The organism is Bradyrhizobium huanghuaihaiense, from assembly GCF_007830635.1.
Taxonomy (GTDB): Bacteria; Pseudomonadota; Alphaproteobacteria; order Rhizobiales; family Xanthobacteraceae; genus Bradyrhizobium; species Bradyrhizobium huanghuaihaiense.
On sequence record NZ_VLLA01000004.1, the window covers coordinates 298,487 to 322,843 of the forward strand.

The following is a 24,357-nucleotide window of genomic DNA, read 5'->3' on the forward strand; positions in this document are numbered from 1 at the left end:
ACCCGCGAATGGCCAACGTTGTCGTCGTCGGCGCCCAGTGGGGCGACGAAGGAAAGGGCAAGATCGTCGACTGGTTGTCGGAGCAGGCGGACATCGTCGTCCGCTTCCAGGGCGGCCATAACGCCGGCCACACGCTGGTGATCAACGGCAAGACCTACAAGCTTGCGCTGCTGCCCTCCGGCGTCCTGCGCGAGGGCAAGCTGTCGGTGATCGGCAACGGCGTGGTGTTCGATCCCACCGCCTTCCTCGACGAGGTCACCAAGCTGCGCTCGCAGGGCGTCGCGGTCTCCCCGGACAATCTTCGCGTCGCCGAGAACGTCACCCTCATCCTGCCGCTGCACCGCGAGCTCGACGCCCTGCGCGAGTCCTCGAACGCGGCAACCGCGATCGGCACCACCCGCCGCGGCATCGGTCCGGCTTACGAGGACAAGGTCGGCCGCCGCGCCATCCGCCTGATGGATCTCGCCGACCTCAACACCCTGCCGCACAAGATCGACCGGCTGCTGGCGCACCACAATGCGCTGCGCCGCGGTCTCAACCTGCCGGAGTTCGACGGCAAGGAGATCCTGAAGGAATTGAGCGCGCTGGCGCCGCAGCTGCTGCCCTATGTCGAGACGGTGTGGCGCCTGCTCGACATCGAGCGGCGCGCCGGCAAGCGCATGCTGTTCGAGGGCGCGCAGGGCGCGCTGCTCGACGTCGACCACGGCACCTATCCCTATGTCACCTCGTCCAACACGGTGGCGGCGCAGGCCGCGACCGGTGCCGGCCTCGGGCCGGGCGCGGTCGGCTATGTGCTCGGCCTGTGCAAGGCCTACACGACCCGTGTCGGCCAGGGCCCGTTCCCGACCGAGCAGGACAACGAGATCGGCCGCAAGATCGGCGAGCGCGGCCGCGAGTTCGGTACCAATACCGGGCGGCCCCGCCGCTGCGGCTGGTTCGACGCCGTGCTGGTCCGCCAGGCGGTCCGCACCTGCGGCATCAACGGTCTCGCGCTGACCAAGCTCGACATCCTCGACGGCTTCGACACGATCGAGGTCTGCACCGGCTACAAGCTCGACGGCGTGGAGATCGACCATTTCCCGGCCGGTGAGGGCGCCCAGGCCCGGGTCGAGCCGATCTACGAGACCATCGAGGGCTGGAAGGAGCCGACCGCCAATGCCCGGTCGTGGGCGCAACTGCCGGCCCAGGCCATCAAATATGTCCGCCGGATCGAGGAATTGGTCGGGTGTCCGGTCGCGCTGCTTTCCACCAGCCCCGAACGCGAGGATACTATCCTGGTGCAAAATCCGTTTGAGGCTTAACGATATCTTACCGGGACGCGCGTATAGTTGAGTAGAAATGGCTGATTACTATCCGCTGATCGCCCGCGCTATTGCCGCCCTGGACCCCAACGCTCCCGGCGAAAGCCGTCGCGCGCTCTATGAGCGGGCGCGCACGGCACTGATCGCGCAGCTGCGCAGCGTGCAGCCGCCGCTCTCCGAGTCCGAGATCACCCGCGAACGGCTGTCGCTGGAAGAGGCCGTCCGCAAGGTCGAATCGGAAGCCGCCCAGCGCGCCCGCGACGCCTCGCGCCCCGGTGGTGGTGCTGGTGGTGGCCGCAGCGGCGGCAGCGGCGATGCCTTCCGCCGCGCCAGCACCCGTGCCACCGAGGCGGGCCCGCCCCCGTCCCAGCCGCGCACCCGTCCGGCCCCGACGCCGCCGCGGGCCGACCGCCCGTCCTTCAACGTCGATGACCAGGGCGATGCCCAGCGTCCGCCGCGCGCACCGCGTTTCGACGCGCCGCGCCAGCCGGGTCCGCCGGCGCCGACGCCGGAGCCGCCGGCGCCGCCACCGGCAGGCCGTGCGGGTGGGCGCCGTCCGCCTGATATCGGACCGCCGCCGGCGCTGCCGCCGGCCCCGGGCGTGCGCGGCTTCCGCGACATCACGGCCGATGCCAACGATCTCGGCGGCGCGGCCGCGCAGGCCAACCGCGCCGCGCGCCGCACCTACGCCAACGTGCCCTCGCCCTCGCCGGAATTCGACCGGCTCGAGCCGAGCCTGGAGAACCGCGCCGGCGAGCAGGACGCCCCCTATTCCTATGACGAGTCGGTCGAGGAGGCCGAGCGCTACACGCCGCAGCCGCCTTCGCCGCGCCCGCACATCCCCGTCCTCGACCGCGACGCCAAGAAGGCCAAGCGCCGCGGCTCCGCGTTCCCGTTCAAGAGCGCGATCGCCGTCGGCATCGTGCTGATCCTGATCGGTGCCGGCATCCTCTGGGGCAAGCCGCTGCTCCAGACCGCCACCAACCTGTTCAAGTCCTCGCCGACCCAGGTGGTGGAGGCGCCGAAGGATCCGTCGCAGCCGCAGAGCAAGCCGAAGATCCCCGACCGCGTCGGCCAGCCCTCGGCCAGCGACCAGCCGGTTGCGCCGGTGGCGCAGAAGGTCGTGCTCTATGACGAGGATCCGTCCGATCCGAAGGGCAAGCAATATGTCGGCTCGGTGGTGTGGCGGCTCGAGCCGATCAAGGCGTCGGGCAACCAGAAGGCCGACGTTGCCGTGCGGGCCGAGATCGAGATCCCCGACCGCAAGTTCAAGATGACGATGTCGTTCCGCCGCAATACCGACTCCTCGCTGCCGGCGAGCCACACCGCGGAACTGACCTTCATCCTGCCGCCGGATTTTCCGGGCGGCAGCGTCTCCAACGTGCCGGGCATCCTGATGAAGTCGAACGAGCAGGCCCGCGGCACGCCGCTCGCCGGCCTCGCGGTCAAGGTCACCGACGGCTTCTTCCTGGTCGGCCTCTCCAATGTCGATGCCGACCGCGCCCGCAACGTCCAGCTCCTGAAGGAGCGTTCCTGGTTCGACGTGCCGCTGGTCTATGCCAACCAGCGCCGCGCCATCATCGCCATCGAGAAGGGCGCCCCCGGCGAGCGCGCCTTCAACGACGCCTTCGCGCAGTGGGGCGATTAGGTTAGCGCCGAGAGACCGCGGCCTGCATGGCAGGAGGTGTCGCCACACACTCCGTCATTGCGGGCGAAGCAATCCAGAGTCTTTCCACGGTGACAGTTCTGGATTGCTTCGTCGCAAGCGTTCCTCGCAACGACGGCGGAGCGGCAGGCGTCGCCACCCCTCCTACTGCGCCGCCGCTTCCCGCTTCCGCGCCGCCGTAGCGGCTGCGTGCTCGCGGTCCATCACCGCGCGGCAGCCGGGGCTGACTTGGGCCTTTTTCCGCACCATGCAGGCGGTGATCCTGGGGATGTCAGGGATTTCACTGGAGCACAGCCGCATCGCATCGCCCGAGCACATCTGCTGGGCTTCTTGCGAGAAGGCGAGACTGGGTGATGTCTGGAGTGCGAGGGTGGTGGCGAGTGCGACGAGCGAAGCGATGGTCTGATAGCGTGTCATGAAGGATGGGTCCCCGAGTTCCGTAGGGCTTGAGCCGCTTGGTTTTGGGGCGCCGCACGCGGCTTGACCTGCCGCATGTCACAGCCTTCACGCCGGGATCCTGATCCCGCATGTGGTCGCTCGATTACTTGATGTCGAATCGAAAGTGCTGCGCCGCCCGAGCGAAGTATGCGCCATTGTCACGGGCCTGCAATGGTCAGCGCAAAGGAATTCGCAATTGTTGCACGCACGTCACGCAACAAGCGAGGTGGCGCGATCAGATCAGCCGGTCTGATGATGCGCTCGCCTGTTCCGCATCATCAGCACCGAGCGAAGCGGCATGTTCCTCGACCGCCGTGACGCCCTTCGCGGTGAGCTCGAACAGATCGCCGTCCTTCATCACATAGCCGTCGGCGATCAACTCGCCGATCTTGCCCTGCCTGTCGTCGGCGAAGGCGACGGACTGGCTGATGTCCCTGAGGATCGAGAGTTGTTCGTCGCGCAGCATGGCTTCACTCTCCGTTCGCAGGGGCGTTTTTCGATCCTCACATGCCGTGGCTGGCGAACACCTTGCTGCATCCTTTCGACAGCTTGGCCCGGTTGGCCTGCAGGCAGCTCTGCACCGCGCCGTCATTGCCGAGTTCCTTGCGGCACAGCCGCGACGCATCGCGCGAGCAGGCATTCTGCTCCTGCGGCGTGCCCATGTGGCCCTGGGCGAAAGCGGGTGCGCCCGGCAGGCCGCTCAGGGCGACCAGGGTGATCGTCGCCAGAATGAATTTATGGGACATCGGCGGCTCCAGTCCGACTGGGATGATTCAGATCCCTGTTTGAACTCGTCGCCTTGCTACTTGTTCCCCTTCGAGGCGGCCGGCGCCCCGCTGTTCAAGGTTCCCGCCGCGCTGCTATAACGGGGCGATGTGTGAGGGTATTTGATGAAACGCTATCTGGTGTTTGCGCTGGTTGGACCGTTCGTCGGCGGGTTCCTGCTGCTGCTGACGACGACGTATCAATCCGGCTATTGGACCCAGACCACTCTCGGCGAGGTCGGCAAGCTGTTCGTGGTGTTCTTCAAGACCCTGCAATACAGCTATCTGTTCGGCTTCCTGCCTTCGCTGATGATCGGCGCGGTCGACGATATCCTGATCCACATCCGCCGGATCGGCCCCACCTTGCGGATGCTCCTCGTTGGCCTGTTCGCCTTCGTGCTGGCCTCGCTGACCTACAGCTCGCGCGGGCCGGATTCGGGCGTGGTGCAGTTCATCCTGTACGGCATGGTCGGCTTCGTGCCGTCGGTGATTTCCTCCTGGCTCGTGCATAGATATGTCGAGGAGCCGCAATCCGCGGCGGCACCGACCTGAACGCGCGGCGTTCGGGCGCGGTGCAGCAACCTCCGCCGCGTTGGCGCGTTTCCATCAGGTTATGACCATGTCCGACGACGACATTCTTGCGCCCCGCAAATCCCGTTCCGGGAGCCATTCGCGCACGACCTTTTCAGGCGCCGAGGCGCGCGGACCGATCATCGATCAGGAAGGGCATGAGATCCGCCCGGAGACGCTCGAACAGGGATTTCGCGAGTTTCGCTTCGAGTTCGGGCAAGGCAATCCGTTCGGCAATCTGACGCGCGAGCAGCGCATCGCGCGGCTCGAGGCCATCGCAAAACTGCTCGACGTCGCCTTCATCCTGCCCGGCACCAAGATCCGCTACGGTATCGACGGGCTGATCGGGTTGATCCCCGTGGTCGGCGACATCATCACGACCGCGATCTCGCTGTGGCTGGTACGCGAGGCGAGGGCGCTGGGGGTGCCCTGGTACATCACCGCACGCATGCTCGGCAATGTCGCGGTCGACGGCGTGGTCGGCATGGTCCCGTTCGCAGGCGATGCCTTCGACGTCATGTTCCGCGCCAACATGCGCAACGTCCGCCTGCTCCGCCGCTGGCTCGACAAGCAGCCGCGGATGTAGGGCGCTCGCCACGATTCCATCTGGTCGACAATGCGCCGGATTTCTCTGCGTCGTCATTGCGAGCGTAGCGAAGCAATCCAGATTCCCTCCGTGGAAAGATTCTGGATTGCTTCGCTGCGCTCGCAATGACGGGGGGAGAGGCAGTCCAAAACGCAAAAAGCGCGACAGCCTTTCGGCCATCGCGCTTTGCGCGCACATCGGAGTTTTGCGAAAACTTACGCCGCGTCGGCGTCGGTCTCGGCGGCGGGCGCCGGCCGGGGGCGGCGCGGCAGCGGGAAGGCTTCGCTCTCATAGAGCGAGCGGATGCCGTTCTGGTCGAAGCGCGCTTCCTCGACCTGGAGATAGGCGCCGTTCAGCGAGTCCGTCGGCAACTGCTCCATCGCGAACTGCACGGCCTCGGCCGCGGTGCCGAACCGGCGATAGGTGAAGCCGGCGCGCTTCTTCTTGCGGATCGCAGCGGGGAAGAGTTCGGCGGAAGTGTTGAAGTTGAACGGACGCAGTGGACGCATGGTCAAAGACCTCGTGATCTCTCTGGGGCTTTAAGCGCGTGGGGTTTGGGAGGGCAGGGGCCACCGTCGGGTGGGCCCGCCGCACATGTCATTTTCGCCCCCTAATATAGGCCGTTTTGACAGAAATGCGACCCCCGCGATGCGAGATGATGAATCAACGCATGGCAGCCCCGCAGCCGCATAAACATAAGTTATTTCAATGGCTTATTTGGTTCAAACTTTGCCAGCAAGCAGCAGCACGATCAGCACCACCAGAACGACCCCGCCAATGCCCATGCCGGAATGGCCGAGGCCATAGCCGTAGCCGCCGAACCGGCCGGACAGGCCGCCGACGAGATAGATGATCACCAGGATGATCAGGACGGTCCCAAGGGTCATGGCATCCTCCCTGGCGGCCCGCCGGAATGCGCTAATCGGCGCACCGCCAAGGAACCGCCAAGGAAGAAAAGCACATCGCGCCCGCGGGTTCCATGGGGGAACCCGACGGCGCGCCGGGTTATTTGGGCTCGAGCTTCAGCGCCGCGGAGTTGATGCAGTAGCGCAGGCCGGTCGGACCGGGGCCGTCGGGGAAGACGTGGCCGAGATGGCCGCTGCACTTGGAGCAGAGCACCTCGGTGCGGATCATCCCGTGGCTGACATCCCGCTCCTCGTCGATATGGCTCTCGACCGCAGGCGCGGTGAAGCTCGGCCAGCCGCAGCCGGAATCGAATTTGGCGTCGGATTCGAACAGCACGTTGCCGCAGCCGGCGCAGACATAGGTACCTGCGCGAGGGTCGTGCTCATATTCGCCGGTGAAGGGACGCTCGGTCGCCTTCTCGCGCAGCACCGCGTACTGCATCGGCGTCAACTCGCGCCGCCACTGCTCTTCGCTCTTGATGACCTTGTCGTCGGTGGTTTTCGCCTTGGTGTCGGGCATGGGTCTCCCGTTTCTCGATGATCTTGCTTCGATGATCTCGCGATCAGTTGGTGGCCTTGCTGGCATTCACCAGCGTCGGCTTCTCGATGTAGTTATCCGCGAACAGCTTTTTCAGGTTCTCGACCTTGGGCAGGTCGTTATAGGCGATGTAGGGCTGGTTCGGGTGCAGCGTCAGATAGTCCTGATGATAGGCCTCCGCCGGATAGAACGCCTCCAGCGCGCCGACCTTGGTCACAATCGCCTTGCCGAACACCTTGGCGCCGTTGAGCTGGGCGATATAGGCCTCCGCCACCTTCTTCTGCTCGTCGGAGGTGGTGAAGATCGCCGAGCGATATTGCGTGCCGATGTCGGGGCCCTGGCGGTTGAGCTGGGTCGGGTCGTGCACCACCGAGAAGTAGATCTGGAGGATCTTTCCGTACGAGATCTTCTTCGGGTCGTACTTGATCTCGACCGATTCCGCATGGCCGGTCCGGCCGCCCGAGACGGTCTGGTAGTCGGCGGTCGCCTTGGTGCCGCCGGCATAGCCGGAGACCGCGTTGACGACGCCGGCGGTGTGCTGGAAGACGCCCTGCACACCCCAGAAGCAGCCGCCGGCGACCACCGCGGTCTGGATGCCGCTCGCGGGCGCTGCGTCCACGGCCGGGGCGGGGATCACGACGGCTTCCTCGGCGGCCCGGGACGGCACGGCAAAGGCCAGTGTCGCGGCGGCGGTGGCGGCGAGCAGGGTCAGGAGGGCAGGACGACGCATGGCGGAGCCTCTTTGGCGGAAGGTTGCGACAGTCTAGGTCGGTTGGCACCGGGCGAACAGCCTGCCCGGCCGCATTTCAGTCACTGGAGATACGGGCGCGGGTGCCGAATGTTACGCCGGGATGGACACGAGTCTGTGAAAGTGTCTGCTTCAGACAGCCCGCTTGGCGAGGGGGGAACTCCGCGCTAGATGAAGCCGCGCGATCGACGATCGACCTGGAAAAATGGTGGCTGGAGCTGGCCTGACAACATGCTGCGCGTCGTTTCCCTGACCCTCGTCACCCTGATCGCCACCGTCGTGATCGCCGCGGCAGATCAAGTCAGCGACGATCTCGCCCTCTGCCGCGACCGCCAGGCCGACATGCAGGTCCGCGCACCGGCCTGCGACAATCTGCTCAACGCCGATCGCGTGACCGGCAAGGACAAGGCCGTCGCGCTGTCCGTGCGCGGCAACACCCTGATCAACAAGCGCGACTACGTCCACGCCATCGAGACCCTGTCCATGGCCGTCGACCTCGATCCTGATTACGTCATTGCGCTCAACCTGCGCGGCCTCGCCTATGAGCGCAAGGGCCAGGACGACCTCGCGATGGCCGACTACAACCTCGCGCTCCAGAAGCGGCCGACCTATGGCGTGCCCTACAACAATCGCGGCGTGATCCAGCTGCGCCGTGGCGCGCTGCAAAGCGCGCTCGACGATTTCAACCTGTCGATCAAGTACACGCCGAAATTCCTGCTCGGCTGGACCAATCGTGCCCGCGTGCGCACGCTGATGAAGGATTTCAACGGCGCGATCGCCGACTTTGCGGAAGCCGAGAAGATCGATCCGGCCGCGCCGCAGATCGCGAGCAACCGCTGCATCACCTGGGGCATGATGGGCAAGTTTGAGCAGGCTTTTGCCGACTGCAACGGCCTGATCCAGAAGCAGCCCAGGAACGTCTTCGCGATCAACAATCGCGCCGATGTCAGCATGATGAAGGGCGACCTCGACGCCGCGCTGAAGGACTACAACACGGCGATCGAGATCAATCCGAACAATGTCCGGGCACATTCAGGCCGCGGCCAGATCTACGAGCGGAAGAAGGATCTCGCCCAGGCTAGAGCCGACTATCGCGCCGCGGCCTACTCGCTGACGAGATTCGACGAGATCGACGTCGCGCGCGCCCGCACCATCGCGCAGGAGCGGCTCGCGGCGCTGACGCCGCAGACCCCAGTGGGCACGCCCAGCGGACGCCGCGTCGCGCTGGTGATCGGCAACGGCGCCTACAAGAACGTGCACGCCCTGCCCAATCCGCCGCGCGACTCGAAATTGATCGCGAGCGTGCTGAAGGATGTCGGTTTCCAGACCGTGATCTCCGTCAGCGATCTCACCCGCGACAAGTTCTTCGACGCGCTCAAGACCTTCGCGGAGGAGGCGGAGAAGGCCGACTGGGCCGTGGTCTATTACGCCGGCCACGGTTTTGAGATCGGCGGGGTGAATTATCTCGTCCCCGTCGATGCCAAGCTCGCCGCCGACAAGGACGCCGAGACGCAGGCCGTCGCGCTGGAGCAGGTCATCGCCGCAGTCGGTGCCGCGCGAAAAATGCGGCTCGTGGTCCTCGATGCCTGCCGCGACAATCCGTTCGCGCCGGCCATGCAGCGCACGCTGTCGCTGAAGCTCGTCGACAAGGGTTTTTCCAACATCGAGCCCGGCGCCGGCTTCATGGTGGTCTATGCCGCCAAGCACGGCGAGACCGCCATGGACGGCGACGGTGCCGCCAACAGCCCGTTCGCCACCGCGCTCGCCCGCGAGATCAAGGAGCCGAAAGTCGAGATCCGAAAGCTGTTCGACATCGTCCGCGACGACGTCTGGGCCGCGACCAAGCACGAGCAGCAGCCGTTCACCTACGGCTCGCCGCCGGGACGGGAGGATTTCTATTTTGTGGTGGGGAAGTAGGCTGCAGGTGTGACGCGACGCCGGAGCTCCACACTCAGTGTCGTCCCGGCGAAGGCCGGGACCATAACCACAGGGAAGAGTTTGGCGAAGACTCGCAGTGATCAAACCTTCCGCGGTACTTGCACCGCAGGATGCGGATAGATCACGCGGTATGGGTCCCGGCCTTCGCCGGGACGACGTTAGACAACAATACTCAGTGTGAGGCGCGATGCCCGTGCGGCGAATTCAGTGCCGTAGGGTGGGCAAAGGCGCAACGCGCCGTGCCCACGATCTCTCTCGATAAGCTATAAAGCGCGTGGGCACGCTTCGCTTTGCCCACCCTACGGCAGCGGAGTTCTAAACGACGATGCTCAGCCGCTTCGCCGCCCGCGTGATCCCCGTATACAGCCACCTTGCCCGGCTCTCCCCAAACGCAAAGCTCTCGTCGAACAGCACGACGTCGTCCCATTGCGAGCCCTGCGACTTGTGCACGGTCAGCACGTAGCCGTAGTCGAACTCGTCGTAGGGCTTGCGCTGCTCCCAGGCGATCTGCTCGATGCCGCCCTCGAAGCAGTCGGCGCGCACGGACACCTTGGTCACCTTGTGCCCGAAATCCTCGTCCGGCGACAGCCGCATGGAGAGGATGCGCGATTTCGAGCGCGAGGTGTTGCGCGACTTCACGCGCCACAGGCCGCCGTTGAACAGGCCTTTCTTGCGGTTGTTGCGCAGGCACACCAGCTTGTCGCCGGCGACCGGAAAGACGTCCTCGATGTTCTGCCGCTGCCGCACCCGCATGTTGTACGCGCGTCGGGTGTTGTTGCGCCCGACCAGGACCTGGTCGGCGCCCATGACGCGATCGGGGTCGAGTTCTTTCCGCGACACCACTTCGCTTTCGCCGTAGCGGCCGATGTCGAGCTCGCGGCCCTCGCGCACGTCCATCGACATCCGCACGATCGGGTCGTCCTGGGCCTGGCGGTGCACCTCGGTCAGCATCGCGTCGGGCTCTGAATTGGTGAAGAAGCCGCCGCCCTGGATCGGCGGCAGCTGCGCGGGATCGCCCAGCACCAGCAGCGGACAGTCGAACGACATCAGGTCGCGGCCGAGCTCGGCGTCGACCATCGAGCATTCGTCGATCACGATCAGCTTGGCTTTCGACGCCGGCGCGTCGTCCCACAATTCGAAGCTCGGCTGCTCCTCGCCGGATTCGCGGGCGCGGTAGATCAGCGAATGGATGGTGGAGGCCTCGTCGCAACCCTTGTTGCGCATCACGAGCGCAGCCTTGCCGGTGAAGGCGGCGAATTTCACCTCGCCGTCCACGCCTTCGGCGATATGCCGCGCCAGCGTGGTCTTGCCGGTGCCGGCAAAGCCGAACAGGCGGAAGACGGGCGGCGTGCCGCCCCGTCCCGGCTTGGCCTTGAGCCAATCGCCGACGGCCTTGAGCGCGGCATCCTGATGCGGGGTGAAAGTGGCCATGTCTGTCTTGAGGAGGGGCGAAACGAGGCGATTCGCCATCCCCCAAAACTAACCATTCGCCCGGCCGGTTCAAGCGGGGCGAATCCGGCTGACCGCGCCCCTACTGCCAGCCCGGAACGCCACGCATATCCGGCAGCTGGTGGGCGATGCCCTTGTGGCAGTCGATGCAGGTCTTTTCCTTGGTGAACAGGAAGCGCTGGTGCGCGACCGAGGCCCGCGGCGACTGCTTGGTGATGTCCATGGAATCGGCGCTGTGGCAGTTGCGGCATTCCAGGGAGTCATTGGCCTTGAAGCGCGCCCATTCATGCGCGGCGAGCTCGAGCCGGTGATCCAGGAATTTCTCGCGCGTGTCGATCGTGCCAAAAATCTTGCCCCAGACCTCCTTGGAGGCCTGCATCTTGCGCGCGATCTTGTCGGTCCAGTTGTGCGGCACGTGGCAGTCCGGGCAGGTCGCGCGAACGCCGGAGCGGTTGGTGAAGTGGATGGTCGACTTCAGCTCGGCGAAGACGTTGTCCTTCATCTCGTGGCAGCCGGTGCAGAACTTCTCGGTGTTGGTGATTTCCAGCGCGGTGTTGAAGCCGCCCCAGAAGATCACGCCGGCCACGAAGCCCGCCAGCACCAGCGTGCCGAGCGCGAACACCGAGCTCGGGCGGGTCAGCACGCCCCAGAGCTCGAGCAGGAAATCCCAGCTTCGCGCGATGAAGCCGCGCTTGGACTCCAGCTTCTCCTTGGGCTCGTCAGCAGTCGTCGTCATCGCCGGCCACCCGGGCTTGCACGCGACAGCAGCGTATCGATGTCGGTGAAATCGTTGCTGACGGGCGGATTGGCCGTGTTCTGCGGCACGTGGCATTCGGTGCAGAAGAAGCGGCGCGGCGAGATCGAGGCCAGGAACTGGCCGTCACGGTCCATGAAATGCGTGATCGACACCATCGGCGCCTGCGATTCCGCGGTGCGCGCCCGCGCGTGGCAGGACAGGCATTTGTTGCCGTTGAGATCGATCTGGTAGCCGTCGATCGTGTGCGGGATGACGGGCGGCTGCTCCGGATAGTTGCGCACCTCCTTCTCGGACGTGTTGCGGTTGGGCAGCATCGGCGGCGCCGGGCCCTCGTCGTTGAGCGGCGCTGCGCCGCGCAGCCCGGAGGTCACCGTCTGCGCGGTCAGCGAGCTCGCGCCGGCGGCGATCGCGACCGCGAGCAGGGCGATACCAAATCGTTTCATCATGACAGGTTCACCCGCTCGATGCGCACGGCGCATTTCTTGAAGTCGGTTTGCAGCGAGATCGGATCGGTGGCGTCCAGCGTCACCTTGTTGATCAGCTTGGACTCGTCGAACCAGGGCACGAACACCAGGCCGCGCGGCGGCCGGTCGCGGCCGCGGGTCTCGACGCGGGCGCGGATGAAGCCGCGGCGCGAGACCACCTTCACTTCATCCCCGCGCCGCAGCTTCATGTCCTGCGCATCGTCCGGATGCATGAAGCAGACGGCCTCGGGGAACGCCTTGTACAGCTCGGGCACGCGGCGCGTCATGGTGCCGGAATGCCAGTGCTCCAGCACGCGGCCGGTCGAGAGCCAGTAGGGATAGTCGTTGTCGGGCGATTCCGCCGCCGGCTCGAAAGGCAGCGCGAAGATGCGCGCCTTGCCGTCGGGATAGCCGTAGAACTGCACGTCGGTGCCCTGCTTGACGTAGGGGTCGCTGCCCTCGCGGAAGCGCCACTTCGTCTCCTGGCCGTTGACCACGGGCCAGCGCAGGCCGCGCTCCCGGTGATAGGTGTCGAACGGCGCGAGGTCGTGGCCATGGCCACGGCCGAACTGGGCATATTCCTCGAACAGGCCCTTCTGCACGTAGAAGCCGAACGCCTTGGCTTCCTCGTTGGCGTAGCCTTGTTCGATCTCCGTCACAGGGAATTTGTCGACCTGGCCGTTCTTGTAGAGCACGTCGAACAGCGTCTTGCCGCGAACGTCCGGCTTCTTGGCGATCAGCTCCTCGGGCCAGACCTCCTCGATCTTGAAGCGTTTTGAAAATTCCATGAGCTGCCAGAGATCGGATTTGGCTTCGCCCGGCGCGGTGACGAGCTGGTGCCAGAACTGGGTGCGCCGCTCGGCATTGCCGTACGCGCCTTCCTTCTCGACCCACATCGCGGTCGGCAGGATCAGGTCGGCGGCGAGCGCCGTCACGGTCGGATAGGCATCCGAGACCACGATGAAATTGTCGGGGTTGCGGAAGCCCGGATAGGTCTCCTCGTTGACGTTGGGACCGGCCTGCAGGTTGTTGTTGACCTGGACCCAATAGGCGTTGATCAGGCCGTCCTTCAGCATCCGGCTCTGCAGCACGGCGTGTGCGCCGTTCTTGTCGGGAATGGTGCCCTCGGGCAGCTGCCAGATGTGCTCGGCGTGATCGCGGTGCGCCTTGTTGGTCACGACCATGTCGGCGGGCAGGCGGTGCGAGAAGGTGCCGACCTCGCGCGCGGTGCCGCAGGCCGAGGGCTGGCCGGTCAGCGAGAACGGGCTGTTGCCGGGCGAGGAGATCTTTCCGGTCAGAAGATGGATGTTGTAGACGAGGTTGTTGGCCCAGACGCCGCGGGTGTGCTGGTTGAACCCCATGGTCCAGAACGAGATCACCTTGGTCTTGGGATCGGCGTAGAGCTCCGCCAGCGCCTCCAGACGATTCAGCGGCACGCCGGACATCTTTGCGGCCTTCTCCAGCGTGTAATCCGAGACGAACTTGACGTATTCGTCATAGCTCATTTCGGTGGAGTCGTTGGCCTTGGCTGCGCCGGTCGCCTTCTTCTGCAGCGGATGCTCGGGCCGCAGGCCATAACCAATGTCGGTCTGCCCGCGCCTGAAGATGGTATGGGCGTTGACGAAGTCCTTGTTGACGCGGCCGGTCGTGATGATGTGGTTGGCGATGGCGTTGAGAATGTAGAGATCGGTCTGCGGCACGAACACCATGCCGATGTCGGCGAGGTCGAACGAGCGGTGCTCGAAGGTCGAGAGCACGGCGACGCGGACATGCGGCGCGGACAGCCGGCGGTCGGCAAGCCGGGTCCACAGGATCGGGTGCATCTCCGCCATGTTGGAGCCCCACAGCACGAAGGCGTCGGTGGCTTCGATGTCGTCGTAGCAGCCGGCCGGCTCGTCGATGCCGAAGGTGCGCATCATGCCGGCGACGGCCGAGGCCATGCAGTGCCGCGCATTGGGGTCGATGTTGTTGGTGCGGAAGCCGGCCTTGAACAGCTTTGACGCCGCATAGCCTTCCCAGATCGTCCACTGTCCCGAGCCGAACATGGCGACGCCGTTCGGCCCGCGCTTCTTGATCGCCTCCTTCCACTTCTGCTCCATGATGTCGAAGGCTTCGGTCCAGGACACGGGCGTGAAGTCGCCGTTCTTGTCGTACTTGCCGTTTGTCTTGCGCAGCATCGGCTGGGTCAGGCGGTCGTGGCCGTACATGATCTTGGAGAGGAAGTAGCCCTTGACGCAGTTGAGGCCGCGATTGACCTCGGCCTTGATGTCGCCATGGGTGGCGACGACGCGGTTGTCCTTGGTCGCGACCATCACCGAGCAGCCGGTGCCGCAGAAGCGGCAGGCGGCCTTGTCCCATTTCAATTCGCTCACCTCGCGCTCGGCGGCGAGGTTGGCGGCGAGCGCCGGCGCCGGGAGCCCGGCAGCGGCCGCGGCGATCGCGGCAGCCTCGAGCTTCAGCATCTGGCGGCGGTCGAGCTTCGGCGATGTCATGATGGCTCTTCCTGACTCAGGCGGTTTCGATGGCGTGGAAGACCAGCGCCGCGGAATAGACGTATCGCAGCGACTGGATGGTGTTGAGCATGGTGCCGAGGCTGCCGGCATCGGGTGCTTCGGTGACCACGATGAGCTTGCCGCGCACGTCGCGGGCGTGGATCTCGCAGCCGGGCATCGCCGTGATCTCGGCTTCGACCTCGGCGAGCTTTTCGGGGCGCGCCTGCACGATGATGCTGGCGATCTCGGCGCCCGGTGGCGCCACGATGCGGTCGGCGCCGAGCACGCGGCCGGTGATCAGGGCGCGGCGGTTGAGTTTGGCTCTGGTGACTCTGGCTTGGGCCATGATGCCTGTCTTTCGCTGTTCGAACGATCAGTGCGCGGAGGTCGGCGGGCCGGGAGGGCCGGCGAACATCTGGTAGATCCAGACGCCGAGCCCGTAGGAGCCGACCGTTCCGACCGCGAGGACGGGCATCACGACCGCGGTCAGGAACAGGAACGCAAAAATCTCCATGCGCTTACGGCGCACGCGCGAGGTCGTGTCGTCAGGGGCCGACATATTCGGTCTCTTCGGGATGGTATGGGAATCATCGGGACGGCATCCGGGCCGTTGCCTTGCAGCACTTTTGCTGCAATTGGGCCGCCGCGGCGTTGATCTGGATCAATCTCTCGACTTGCGCGGATGTCGCAGCGGCGGCGCCGGGGCGGGCATGCGTGGCCATATCAGGACCGGGATCATTCTCCCGCACGGTGGAATTGCCGCTCCGTAGACAGCTCCGCCTCACACTTTAAGATGACCTCAACAACAATAAGCGGGAGAGGCGTCATGAAGTTCGGCATCTTCTACGAGCTGCAGCTGCCGCGGCCCTGGGTGGCCGGCGACGAGCTCGCGCTCTACCAGAATGCCCTCTCGCAGATGGAACTCGCCGACAAGCTCGGCTACGACCACGCCTGGGTGGTCGAGCACCACTTCCTCGAGGAATATTCCCACTCGCCCTCGCCGGAATCCTTCCTCGCCGCCGCCAGCCAGCGCACGAGGAACATCCGCCTCGGCCACGGCATCCTCCAGCTCACCACCAACCATCCGGCGCGCGTCGCCGAGCGCGTCGCGGTGCTCGACCTGCTCAGCAACGGCCGCTGCGAGTTCGGCATGGGCGAGAGCGCGTCCATCACCGAGCTCACACCGTTCGGCCGCGACATGGAGACGAAGAAGGAGGTGTTCGAGGAGGCCGTCGCCGCGATCTTCCCGATGTTCAAGGACGCAGGCAGCGAGCATCACGGCAAGTATTTCGACATCCCCTTGCGCAACGTCGTGCCGAAGCCCGTGCAGAAGCCGCATCCGCCGCTGTGGATGGCCTGCTCGCAACTGCCGACCATCGAGCGCGCCGGCCGCCACGGTTTTGGTGCGCTCGGCTTCCAGTTCGTCAGCGCCGATGCCGCGCACGCCTGGGTGCACGCCTATTACAACGCCATGACCAAGCGCCTGCACAAGCTCGCGGACTACGAGATCAACCCGAACATGGCGCTGGTGTCGTTCTTCATGTGCGCGAAGACCGACGAAGAGGCGCGAGCGCGCGCCGACGGCGCCACCTTCTTCCAGTTCGCGCTGCGCTACTACGGCGCCGCGCAAAATCGCCAGCGTCCCGCGCCCTACACCGTCAACATGTGGGACGAGTACAACAAGTGGAAGCGCGACAACCCGGAAGCGCAGGAGGCGGCGCTGCGCGGCGGCCTGATCGGCTCGCCCGAGACGATCCGAAGGAAGCTGAAGCGCTTCCAGTCGTCGCATATCGATCAGGTCATCTTGCTAAATCAGGCGGGCAAGAACAGCCACGAGCACATCTGCGAATCGCTGGAGTTGTTCAGTCGCGAAGTGATGCCGGAGTTCCAGAACGATCCGGCACAAGCTGCGTGGAAGCAAGGCGTGATGAGCGGTGAGATCAAGCTGGAAGAGATCGACACCGTGGCTTTTACGGATCGCTACGGCAAGCTCGCGATCAATGTCGCCCCAGTGAAAGCAGCGGCGGAATAGGCCGCTCGTCAGGTCATGTTGCTGACGCAATCTCTGTCTTAACCGGCGACAACGTAAAACACTGCGTGGGAACCATTTTGGTTCGCACAACGGTTCCATAGCCAAGGGGTTGGCACGAACCCGTAAAAATCCGGCGCAAGCTTCATGAACGCTTTCGCGTTCGCTTGCCCTGTTTGCGGGGACGGGAACCGGTCGACGAAAAAACACAGGAGTTATGATGCTGTTCCGCTCGAGCGCCGCACTTTGCGGCGCCCTGATTGCGCTTGCCGTTTCTGTCAACGTTGCTCGAAGTGAAACGCGTGGGGGTCACGCAAACGCCGTCGTCGATGCCGCCTCCGGGGAGGCGGTCGTTGGCGCTGCATCCACCTACAATCCGTTCAAGCCCGGCAAGGAGGAGGGCGGTCCGAAGACAGCCTCCGGCGAGCGCTATGATCCCTCCGATTGGGCGGCTGCGATCAAGACGACCTTGCGTCGGAAATTCGGTGGAGTGCTATTTGGTGCGAGGCCGAAATTTGCACTGGTCGAGGCCGTCGGCAAGAAGGTCATCGTCAAGATCAATGACGTGGGACCACTCAGGCCCGGCCGCATCATCGACTTCAACGAGCGGACGATGCGCCATTTCGATCCGAGCCTGGAGCGCGGAGTCATCAAGGACGTGAAAGTCAGCCCGCTTGCAGGGGACAACTGGACACTGGGGCCGGTGGGCTGATCATCCTGCGCGGAAGAGGTCGTGTACGTCGATCAGCGGGGCCACTTTGATGGCTCCCGCACCGCGGGTGACCCGACCCGCAACGGATATGACAGACATGAAAAGCTGGACGCGGGCGGTCTCGAGTTCTGAGCTTCGATGGCTCTGACAATCGCATCACGGACTGACGCGGTCGCCTCTAGCTCCTGCCGTACTGGTCTTGATCGTAGGACTGCAGGATCCGGACGAAATCAGCCATGCTGGATCGATCCAGGTTTTCGGCAAAAGCCGCAACCGCGGTATCGGATGTGGACTGGCTCCCTTGCCAAAACCGCATCAGGAGATCGGCGATGTTTCTCATGGCGTACTCTCTGCAGTTAGCCGTGGCAGTCCGCCTGGTCGAGGAAGGCCGGCGGGCATTACGCCGCCGACCCTGCTCCGCAACTGCCGGCCCGCGAGACCGGTTCCGTTGCTTTTCACTCTGGACTTATTGGTAGCATCAGGCCCTCGATTGGCGCCATTGCGCAGGGGTATGAAGGGGACATACCTAGGTAGGCTTGGGCTTGGACTGGTGAATCGGAATTAGTCGACCGGCAGTCGGCTTCCGTTGATGGCTCGCAATCCACCTGCCAACCGCTTCTCAATGTCGGAAGCTCCGAACTCCTTTTGGGGTTCGTTTCGGGGCAGCAAATCAGATGCATCGCGTTGCCACCCGGGCGCTACTGGGCGGGCTTTTCATTCGCCCGACGGTTCCTCGCTACCCGCGCACAATGAATCCATGGCTCCGCCAGATTTGAGCCGCATGGCGGCCCATCTCGCCGAGAAGGGTCATGCCGGTGGGGGCGCAACACCGGGAGTTTTCGATGTCCGGTCATTTGCGACTTTGTCAGGCGAGTTTGGTTCTTGTTGGGGTTCTGGCAGCGCAACCTGCGTTCTCCGACCCATTGGCCGATCTTTTCAATAGCCCTGCGCGCGAGCCGGCGGCGACCGCTCCGGCGCAGGCCGAATGCTTGTCGCGGCCCGGCAACTCGGCCGGTGCGGACCAGCACTGGGTCTATCGGCGAGACCAGGGCCGCAGATGCTGGTTCCTGACCGAGCATGTCAGCACGGTGAAAAAGCCGGCTCATCGTCGCGTGGCCCATCGCCGCGCCAATCCTGTCGAGAACGAAACTGCGCCGCCCAGGCGGCGGATCTCGGTCGTTGATGCGCGCGCCGAGTTGGCGCGCTCCGCACCGGCAGAGGGCGTCGAGCCGCCGCAGCCTCCGCGCAAGGTCAAGGTCGCTGATGCCGCTTTCGTTGTCGATACGAGCACGACGCCCTTGATGTCGGCCGCGGCCGCTACCCCTGCCCCTCTTCCAGCCGGCCAGCTCACGCCCGAGAACGCCGTGCCCGCCATAGGGGATGTGCAAAAGCTTGGTGCGCCCGCGAGCGACGCGGCCTCTATCCAGGTGCCACCGGTGAGCATCCGCGTTGCGGAGGCGGCCGACGAGGGGGGCTGGATGGCAACCTGGGTGGGCTTGCTGCTGATGGCCTTAGGTATTGGCTCTGTCTTAAGCTCGAGCCGCGCGCTGCGCGATATCGTGCTGTTGCGCCATTGAGCGAATTCGCGGGCCGGCTCTCGGTTCTTCGGCGGACACTTGTCGCGCCGGTCATCTCGTTTGCCGCATCCTGCATCTCGTCAATATGGCTTACGGTAATCCTCCGGAGTTGCTGTTTGGTCAAACGCGGTCTGGGATGCCGCATTCAACGCATTCCCTGTGGTGCGACGGCCGCGCTGCATTCGAGTCGTAGTTTGAGTTGGAGGTGATTATGCGCATCGGGTTGGTGATTGTATTCGTGATCGCGCTGGCGGCTCCGGCATTGGCACAGAAGCCCGAGATTGAAGCGATCAATGCCAAATTTGTTGAATTGTTCAACAAGGGCGATTTCTCCGGCATTGCATCGCTCTATAGCGACGATGCGATCGTGCTGCCGCCCGGTTCTTCGATGGTGCAGGGTCGAGCAGCCATCGAGGGAATGTGGAAAAGCATGGCGGAGCAGGTCGGCGATCCCAAGCTCGCGACTGTTGACGTGAAGGCGCTTGGCCCTTTGGCGGCGCGCGAGATCGGCACGTTTGCTCTGAAGACCAAAGCGCCGACGCCGCAGGACGTGACCGGGAAGTACGTCGTTGTTTGGGAAAAGGTTGGAAATGACTGGAAGCTCACCACCGACATATGGAACGATGGCAAGTAGACCGCTCGTAGGCGGACTTGAGGCCGCCGCGGCTTCCGTCGATATCCCGTTGCTGCTATCCTTTCGCAAAACAACGTCTGACAGAGGAAGCGATGCGGTCCCACGGGACAGGCTCAGGGTTGGCGACGGGTGATGTCACGTCCGCGGTGCTCGCCATCGGCCGCTCCGATTTCCCAAAAATCCTGATCGATACCCTACGCCGGCAGGCGGACTTCGGTCATTGCATGGTGTTCGCGCTGACGCGCGCCGGCTTGGCGAGCTGCCTGCTCGATGCCGGCAACATCCCGATCGGCGGCGATCTCGGCGCGGCCTATGCCGGCCAGTTCCACGAATCCGATCCCAACCGCGATGCGCTGTTCGAAGGCGAGGGCGGCGCGCCGATCATGCTGCCGGCATTCGCGCCGCGCATGTACGGCGCGCGTTATCGAAAAATCTTCTTCCAGGATTCCGGCATCGTCGACAAATGCGCGACCGCGATCTGGACCGGCGACACCTGCTTCTACGTCAACTTTTATCGCATCGCCGCGCAGGGCCGTTTCAGCGCCGCGCAGCGCGACCGGCTCGAGGCCATCGCGCCGGCGATCGCGGCGAGCGTCGCGCGTCATTTTCAGGAGAGGACGACGCCCGATCAGTCTCTCGCCGCCTTGTTCGCAACGCGCGCGCCGCTCTCCGCGCTGACGCCGCGCGAGCAGGAGGTCTGCCGGCGTATCCTCGAAGGCTACAGCTCCGAAGCTATCTCGCAAGGACTCGGCATCAGCCTGCATTCGACCCTGACCTACCGCAAGCGCGCCTATGAGCGGCTCGGCATCTCCTCGCAGAATGAATTGTTTGCGATCGTGCTGGGCTTGCTAGCCGGGCCTGGCAGCTTGAACTGAGGGATACTCCGAGCCTGCAATCTCTGCTTCCGGGAGCAAAGCGGACACGCAGCCCGCCCCCCGAGGCCGTCGCCTTGTGACCCAATTGCGGCATCAGCCCGTATGGGCATCTCAGGTGGCCTGTTGTACAACATCGCGTCTAGGTTGGATCGCAGGCATGGTGCAAGAGCGGCCGGACCGGGTCGAGCGCAGGTTGTCGGCGATATTGGTCGCCGACGTGACTGGTTATTCGCGGCTCATGCACCAAGACGAAGAGGTCACGCATGCCAAACTGACGGCTCTCCTGATGGAAGTTGTCCATCCCGCAATTGCCGAGCACGGCGGTCGCATCGTGAAGAACACCGGCGACGGGTTGTTGGCAGAGTTTCCAAGCGCAGTCGAAGCAGTTCGAAGCGCTGTACAGTTCCAGGCTCGCGTCCATGAACTGACGATCGGAGATGCTGAAGATAGGCGCATTGCGTTTCGCGTGGGTATCAATATCGGCGACATCATCGTCGAGCCCCACGACATCTTTGGAGATGGCGTCAACATTGCGGCGCGGTTGGAGGGTATCGCAGAACCGGGCGGCATCTGCGTCTCGGCTTCTGCTTACGATCAAGTCCAGGGGAAGGTCGGCGTTGAGTTCGCCGATCTGGGCGAGCAGAATCTCAAGAATATCGATCGAGCGGTGCGGGCCTATGCCGTAGTTCGGGATGGACCTGGCCCGGCCGCCCAGGCCGAATGCGCGCGACGGGGCGCGCTTTCAAGGCCTGGTCATGCGGGTCGGATGCGAGTGCGTCTGATGCCTGTCCGCGGCGTGCTTGCCTCGATTGTCGCCGTCGGTGCGGTGGCCGGCGGCCTCGTCCTCTTGAAGATGATCCGCACTGACGTCTTACGGGAAGGGCAAAACACACAAAAGGAAGCAGCGGTCAGGCCCGATATCGCTCCCCGCTTGTCTCTTGTCGTCCTGCCGTTCGCGAACCTCAACAACGATCCCGAGCAGGACTATTTCGCGGACGGTATTACGACTGACCTGACGACCGACCTCGCACAGATGCCCGGTACATTTGTGATCGGGCGCGGGACGGCCTTTACCTATAAGAACAAGCAGGTCGATCTCAAAACCCTCGGCAAGGACCTTGGCATTCGCTGGGCCGTCCAAGGCTCCGTGCAGCGGGCCGGCGATCAGGTCCGGATGAATGTGTCGCTTGCCGACTTGTCAACCGGCCGCGACGTCTGGTCGGACCGCTTCGACAGTGATCGGACGAATCTTGCCGCCCTGCAGGAGCAGGTCACGGCTCGGCTCGCCCGCTCTCTCAACGTCCAACTCGTCCAGGCTGAAAGCCGGCGCAGCCAAATGGACCAATCAAGGAATCCAGATGCGGTGGATTTCAGCATGCGTGGCTGGGCGAAACTCTATGAACCCCGGATCAGGTCGACCAACGCACAGGCCAAAGACATGTTCGACAGCGCGCTGCGTCTCGATCCGGACAACGTCGATGCAATGCTCGGGAAAGCGTGGTGCATAGCCCATGACGTGATCTACGGATGGTCAACGTCCGCCGTTGAGGACAAAAAGACCGCGATCAAATTACTCGATCAAGTTATTGCAAAACGCCCGGCCACCGCAAACGCGTACATAGGCAAGGGAAATATCTTGAACTACGGAGATCCTCAGGAAGCATTACCTGAATACGACGCAGCTCTGGAAGTTGATCCCAATTCGCCTGTCGCCTATGCATCCAAGGGGATCGCACTTATTACGGCGGGACGCGCGCGCGAAGCGTTTGCGCCTGTTCAGATTGCGTTGCGCCTAAGCCCCAAGGATCCGGCCGCTAGTACTTGGCGCTTTTTCCTTTGTCATGCTCACGTGCATCTGCACCAATATAGCGAAGGCATTGAGGAATGCAGGCGCTCGATCAATTTGAACAAACTAGACTGGTTTCCCTATGTGGATCTGATTTCAGCATATGGAGCTACTGGTAAGTCGGAAATGGCCCAGCAAATGGTGGCCGAATTGAATGCAATCAGACCGGACTTCACGGTCCAATGGTTCCAGAGAATAGGCTACGCACGGTCGAGCAATCCGCAGTTTCGTCGTGAGTACGACGACATTGTCGAGGGACTTAGAAGAGCGGGCGTTCGTGAGCAATGAGGGGCCTGCGCAGAGGCGTAAGCCTCTCTGCCTTCCGCGGAAGTGAGCGTTGCGCTATACGGAAAGTTGCGACCGATAGGGCGCGGTCAGCAGCAGCATGAAAAGCGCTCTTTCCGCCTGGTACTTTGCGGCAGGTCGACTGGATTCCCGGCCTCGCATCACGACCACGCCCTGGACGGTGCAGACGCTCCAGTTCCATTTCCTCCGCCTGCGCCGTGCCAGGGTCACTTCGAAAATCGGAAACTCCGGTGTCACCATCCCCGCCGCTTCTCGTCAGGCATCCAATTTGGGCGGAGTTGAACCCGGAGGGCCGATTTGTGTCTTCACCCATTTGGGTGAAGAGGAGCTTGCTCATACCAGGTAGATCTGATCCGGCTGGAGGAGTCCGGCTTCAGTTTTTTAGCGGCAATTTGGGGATGGCACCGAAGAGCGCAGCTGCGCTCTTCTGGTTGCGCGTTCCCGTCTTGGCAAGCACTGCCTTGATCTGCGTGCGGATCGTTTCGCGACTTAGCCCGTGATGCGCCGCGATGTCGCCGATCGTCTGTCCTTGCGCGATTCCGCGGGCAACGCGCGCCTCGCTGGGGGTGAGATCGAACAGGCCCCGAATGAGCGCCAGGCTCGGCGCCTGGGAGGCGGTGACTGGCGTCGCAACAAGGAGGCCAACCGCCCCATCGAACAAATCGCGCGCTTCACCCGGCATCGGGACGAGATGAAGGACCACCCGGTCAAGATCGCTTGTGCGACGCGCGGCGAAGGAGCACACGGCTTTGTCCGGCGAATCCAGCTGAGCCAAGCCGGCGCGCAGCAGGGTGTCGGCCGCGCGGTCCCTGATGGCGATCCGGTCCTTCGGCAACCAGTGCAGAACGTCCGTCATGCCTTCGATCAAGGCGTTCGCTGCCAGAACCCGTCCGGAGCGCGCAATCGCGAGGGCTGGCAAGCCGACGAGCGACAACGCCTCGGTCGCTGCCCGCATCCGGGTGAGACGCCAGCGCGTCGACAGCAGAGCTGCCCGCGCGAGATGGGGGCGAAACCGGTCGAGAAAATCGAGATCCTGCCGCGAAAAAGCGGGGCGGCCCGCCAATCTCTCCATATGGAACACGATGATCTCACCGGAAGGGCTGCGGACGGCCGTCGCGCAAGCGTGCTCGAAGCCCCATTTCTTATTCCATTCCACCCGATAGGGATCGCGCTCCCATTCTTCCGGCGAAAACGCCTCATGCTCGCCGACGAAGCCGGGATGATCAAGCGCCAGGAGTCTCGGGGTCGTCTCCGTCCGGCTTGAGAGGTCGCTACGCAGGAACGCCGAGAATGCCTCGCGGATCGACGGCGACGTCACCACACCATTCCAGACACCGGACCACTGATCGGAGTCCGTGGTGATCATGACCATGCCATGCGCACCTGCGGCATGAGCGATTTCCTCCAGGACGTCCGGCCAGAGCTCCGGGACAGTCGCGGCCTCATGGATGCGATCCACAATCTGCTCGAAATCGATGCCCGTCATTGCCGCGCTGGACCCATCAGATTCGACCGATCTTTCAAACGCGCGGCGTGCATTGCTGCATGAGCCTTCGTGCTTCGCTCGTCCAAGGCATTTGATACCCCCCTTCAGCGGAACTCAATTGCTACTTTTTCCCGGGTTGGCCCAGATGGACGCCGAGCAGAAATCATGCCCATATTTCAACTATTTGAGGGTCTTAGCAGGCCGCCTGTCCCAATCGCTGGGGACAGACGGCCGTTCCCGAACGCGCTAGCCTTGGTACCGAGGAGACAACAAGGG

Annotated in this window: 26 protein-coding genes; 11 read left to right on the forward strand and 15 right to left on the reverse strand. The window is 64.0% G+C overall.

All coding sequences use genetic code 11. From position 1 onward, the window contains the following. The first annotated feature begins 8 nt into the window (after window positions 1-8). Both IQ16_RS11920 and IQ16_RS11925 read left to right on the forward strand, forming a co-directional pair. Window positions 9-1,301 (forward strand): adenylosuccinate synthase, encoded by a 1,293-nt coding sequence (locus IQ16_RS11920; protein ID WP_018641501.1) that lies wholly within the window; start codon window positions 9-11, stop codon window positions 1,299-1,301. 37 nt (window positions 1,302-1,338) lie between these two features. Then, on the forward strand, window positions 1,339-2,949 hold the full coding sequence (locus tag IQ16_RS11925) for a hypothetical protein (RefSeq protein WP_018641500.1): 1,611 nt from the start codon (window positions 1,339-1,341) through the stop codon (window positions 2,947-2,949). Between the two features lie 162 nt (window positions 2,950-3,111). Here the strand turns inward: IQ16_RS11925 and IQ16_RS11935 are convergent, their stop codons facing one another. The 3 genes from IQ16_RS11935 to IQ16_RS11945 form a co-directional block, all read right to left on the reverse strand. After that, window positions 3,112-3,384 (reverse strand): hypothetical protein, encoded by a 273-nt coding sequence (locus tag IQ16_RS11935; protein ID WP_026311766.1) that lies wholly within the window; start codon window positions 3,382-3,384, stop codon window positions 3,112-3,114. A 256-nt stretch (window positions 3,385-3,640) separates the two neighbouring features. Continuing rightward, window positions 3,641-3,871 (reverse strand): hypothetical protein, encoded by a 231-nt coding sequence (locus IQ16_RS11940; RefSeq protein ID WP_026311765.1) that lies wholly within the window; start codon window positions 3,869-3,871, stop codon window positions 3,641-3,643. A gap of 37 nt (window positions 3,872-3,908) precedes the next feature. Further along, complete coding sequence (locus tag IQ16_RS11945) at window positions 3,909-4,151, reverse strand: cysteine rich repeat-containing protein (RefSeq protein ID WP_018641499.1); 243 nt, start codon at window positions 4,149-4,151, stop codon at window positions 3,909-3,911. A 144-nt stretch (window positions 4,152-4,295) separates the two neighbouring features. Between IQ16_RS11945 and IQ16_RS11950 the strand changes: the two genes are divergently transcribed. Together IQ16_RS11950 and IQ16_RS11955 are read left to right on the forward strand one after the other, a co-directional pair. Continuing rightward, window positions 4,296-4,721 carry a DUF5413 family protein gene (locus IQ16_RS11950; protein WP_018641498.1) on the forward strand — a complete coding sequence of 142 codons (426 nt, stop codon included), beginning with the start codon at window positions 4,296-4,298 and terminating at the stop codon, window positions 4,719-4,721. A gap of 61 nt (window positions 4,722-4,782) precedes the next feature. Then, window positions 4,783-5,325 carry a DUF4112 domain-containing protein gene (locus tag IQ16_RS11955; RefSeq protein WP_018641497.1) on the forward strand — a complete coding sequence of 181 codons (543 nt, stop codon included), beginning with the start codon at window positions 4,783-4,785 and terminating at the stop codon, window positions 5,323-5,325. A 215-nt stretch (window positions 5,326-5,540) separates the two neighbouring features. Here the strand turns inward: IQ16_RS11955 and IQ16_RS11960 are convergent, their stop codons facing one another. The 4 genes from IQ16_RS11960 to msrA all read right to left on the reverse strand — a co-directional run bounded on the left by IQ16_RS11960 (window position 5,541) and on the right by msrA (window position 7,498). Continuing rightward, the gene (locus IQ16_RS11960; protein ID WP_014492502.1) at window positions 5,541-5,834 is read right to left on the reverse strand and encodes a hypothetical protein; all 294 of its coding nucleotides are present in this window, start codon (window positions 5,832-5,834) and stop codon (window positions 5,541-5,543) included. A gap of 213 nt (window positions 5,835-6,047) precedes the next feature. Beyond that, entirely contained in the window at window positions 6,048-6,212 is a 165-nt protein-coding gene (locus tag IQ16_RS11965) for a DUF3309 family protein (protein WP_018641496.1), read from the reverse strand. A gap of 118 nt (window positions 6,213-6,330) precedes the next feature. Further along, window positions 6,331-6,750: a peptide-methionine (R)-S-oxide reductase MsrB gene (gene msrB, locus IQ16_RS11970; RefSeq protein WP_018641495.1), complete on the reverse strand. Its 420-nt coding sequence runs from the start codon at window positions 6,748-6,750 to the stop codon at window positions 6,331-6,333. A 43-nt stretch (window positions 6,751-6,793) separates the two neighbouring features. Continuing rightward, on the reverse strand, window positions 6,794-7,498 hold the full coding sequence (gene msrA / locus IQ16_RS11975; RefSeq protein ID WP_018641494.1) for a peptide-methionine (S)-S-oxide reductase MsrA: 705 nt from the start codon (window positions 7,496-7,498) through the stop codon (window positions 6,794-6,796). A 249-nt stretch (window positions 7,499-7,747) separates the two neighbouring features. On the opposite strand from msrA, the gene IQ16_RS11980 reads away from it, so the two are divergent. Further along, window positions 7,748-9,433 carry a caspase family protein gene (locus IQ16_RS11980; RefSeq protein ID WP_020607806.1) on the forward strand — a complete coding sequence of 562 codons (1,686 nt, stop codon included), beginning with the start codon at window positions 7,748-7,750 and terminating at the stop codon, window positions 9,431-9,433. Between the two features lie 336 nt (window positions 9,434-9,769). On the opposite strand, the gene IQ16_RS11985 is transcribed toward IQ16_RS11980, so the two are convergent. The 6 genes from IQ16_RS11985 to napE all read right to left on the reverse strand — a co-directional run bounded on the left by IQ16_RS11985 (window position 9,770) and on the right by napE (window position 15,175). Beyond that, window positions 9,770-10,885 carry an ATP-dependent DNA helicase gene (locus IQ16_RS11985; protein WP_026311764.1) on the reverse strand — a complete coding sequence of 372 codons (1,116 nt, stop codon included), beginning with the start codon at window positions 10,883-10,885 and terminating at the stop codon, window positions 9,770-9,772. A 100-nt stretch (window positions 10,886-10,985) separates the two neighbouring features. Next, window positions 10,986-11,639, reverse strand: a complete 654-nt coding sequence (locus tag IQ16_RS11990; RefSeq protein WP_018641491.1) for a NapC/NirT family cytochrome c — start codon at window positions 11,637-11,639, stop codon at window positions 10,986-10,988. After that, window positions 11,636-12,106: a nitrate reductase cytochrome c-type subunit gene (locus IQ16_RS11995; protein WP_026311763.1), complete on the reverse strand. Its 471-nt coding sequence runs from the start codon at window positions 12,104-12,106 to the stop codon at window positions 11,636-11,638. Before IQ16_RS11995 ends, IQ16_RS11990 begins: the two co-directional genes overlap by 4 nt. After that, window positions 12,103-14,616, reverse strand: coding sequence for a nitrate reductase catalytic subunit NapA (gene napA / locus IQ16_RS12000; RefSeq protein WP_018641489.1), 2,514 nt, complete (start codon window positions 14,614-14,616; stop codon window positions 12,103-12,105). Before napA ends, IQ16_RS11995 begins: the two co-directional genes overlap by 4 nt. Before the next feature lie 16 nt (window positions 14,617-14,632). Then, on the reverse strand, window positions 14,633-14,962 hold the full coding sequence (locus IQ16_RS12005; protein ID WP_018641488.1) for a chaperone NapD: 330 nt from the start codon (window positions 14,960-14,962) through the stop codon (window positions 14,633-14,635). Between the two features lie 27 nt (window positions 14,963-14,989). Next, a complete protein-coding gene (napE, locus tag IQ16_RS12010) occupies window positions 14,990-15,175 on the reverse strand; it encodes a periplasmic nitrate reductase, NapE protein (RefSeq protein WP_018641487.1) in 186 nt (61 codons plus the stop codon). A 267-nt stretch (window positions 15,176-15,442) separates the two neighbouring features. Here napE and IQ16_RS12015 point away from each other — a divergent pair, with 267 nt between their 5' ends. Together IQ16_RS12015 and IQ16_RS12020 are read left to right on the forward strand one after the other, a co-directional pair. Beyond that, a complete protein-coding gene (locus IQ16_RS12015) occupies window positions 15,443-16,648 on the forward strand; it encodes an LLM class flavin-dependent oxidoreductase (RefSeq protein ID WP_026311762.1) in 1,206 nt (401 codons plus the stop codon). 214 nt (window positions 16,649-16,862) lie between these two features. Continuing rightward, a complete protein-coding gene (locus IQ16_RS12020; protein ID WP_018641484.1) occupies window positions 16,863-17,357 on the forward strand; it encodes a septal ring lytic transglycosylase RlpA family protein in 495 nt (164 codons plus the stop codon). A 178-nt stretch (window positions 17,358-17,535) separates the two neighbouring features. Here IQ16_RS12020 and IQ16_RS45585 read toward each other — a convergent pair whose 3' ends face one another. Next, window positions 17,536-17,697 (reverse strand): hypothetical protein, encoded by a 162-nt coding sequence (locus IQ16_RS45585; RefSeq protein ID WP_018641483.1) that lies wholly within the window; start codon window positions 17,695-17,697, stop codon window positions 17,536-17,538. Between the two features lie 502 nt (window positions 17,698-18,199). On the opposite strand from IQ16_RS45585, the gene IQ16_RS12025 reads away from it, so the two are divergent. The 4 genes from IQ16_RS12025 to IQ16_RS12045 all read left to right on the forward strand — a co-directional run bounded on the left by IQ16_RS12025 (window position 18,200) and on the right by IQ16_RS12045 (window position 22,577). Continuing rightward, on the forward strand, window positions 18,200-18,934 hold the full coding sequence (locus IQ16_RS12025; RefSeq protein ID WP_026311761.1) for a hypothetical protein: 735 nt from the start codon (window positions 18,200-18,202) through the stop codon (window positions 18,932-18,934). A gap of 211 nt (window positions 18,935-19,145) precedes the next feature. Beyond that, a complete protein-coding gene (locus tag IQ16_RS12030; protein WP_018641481.1) occupies window positions 19,146-19,568 on the forward strand; it encodes a YybH family protein in 423 nt (140 codons plus the stop codon). A gap of 92 nt (window positions 19,569-19,660) precedes the next feature. Beyond that, the gene (locus IQ16_RS12035; RefSeq protein ID WP_018641480.1) at window positions 19,661-20,443 is read left to right on the forward strand and encodes a helix-turn-helix transcriptional regulator; all 783 of its coding nucleotides are present in this window, start codon (window positions 19,661-19,663) and stop codon (window positions 20,441-20,443) included. A gap of 157 nt (window positions 20,444-20,600) precedes the next feature. After that, window positions 20,601-22,577 carry an adenylate/guanylate cyclase domain-containing protein gene (locus IQ16_RS12045; RefSeq protein ID WP_026311759.1) on the forward strand — a complete coding sequence of 659 codons (1,977 nt, stop codon included), beginning with the start codon at window positions 20,601-20,603 and terminating at the stop codon, window positions 22,575-22,577. A 391-nt stretch (window positions 22,578-22,968) separates the two neighbouring features. Here the strand turns inward: IQ16_RS12045 and IQ16_RS12055 are convergent, their stop codons facing one another. Then, window positions 22,969-24,081: a helix-turn-helix transcriptional regulator gene (locus IQ16_RS12055; protein ID WP_018641479.1), complete on the reverse strand. Its 1,113-nt coding sequence runs from the start codon at window positions 24,079-24,081 to the stop codon at window positions 22,969-22,971. Window positions 24,082-24,357 lie beyond the last annotated feature (276 nt).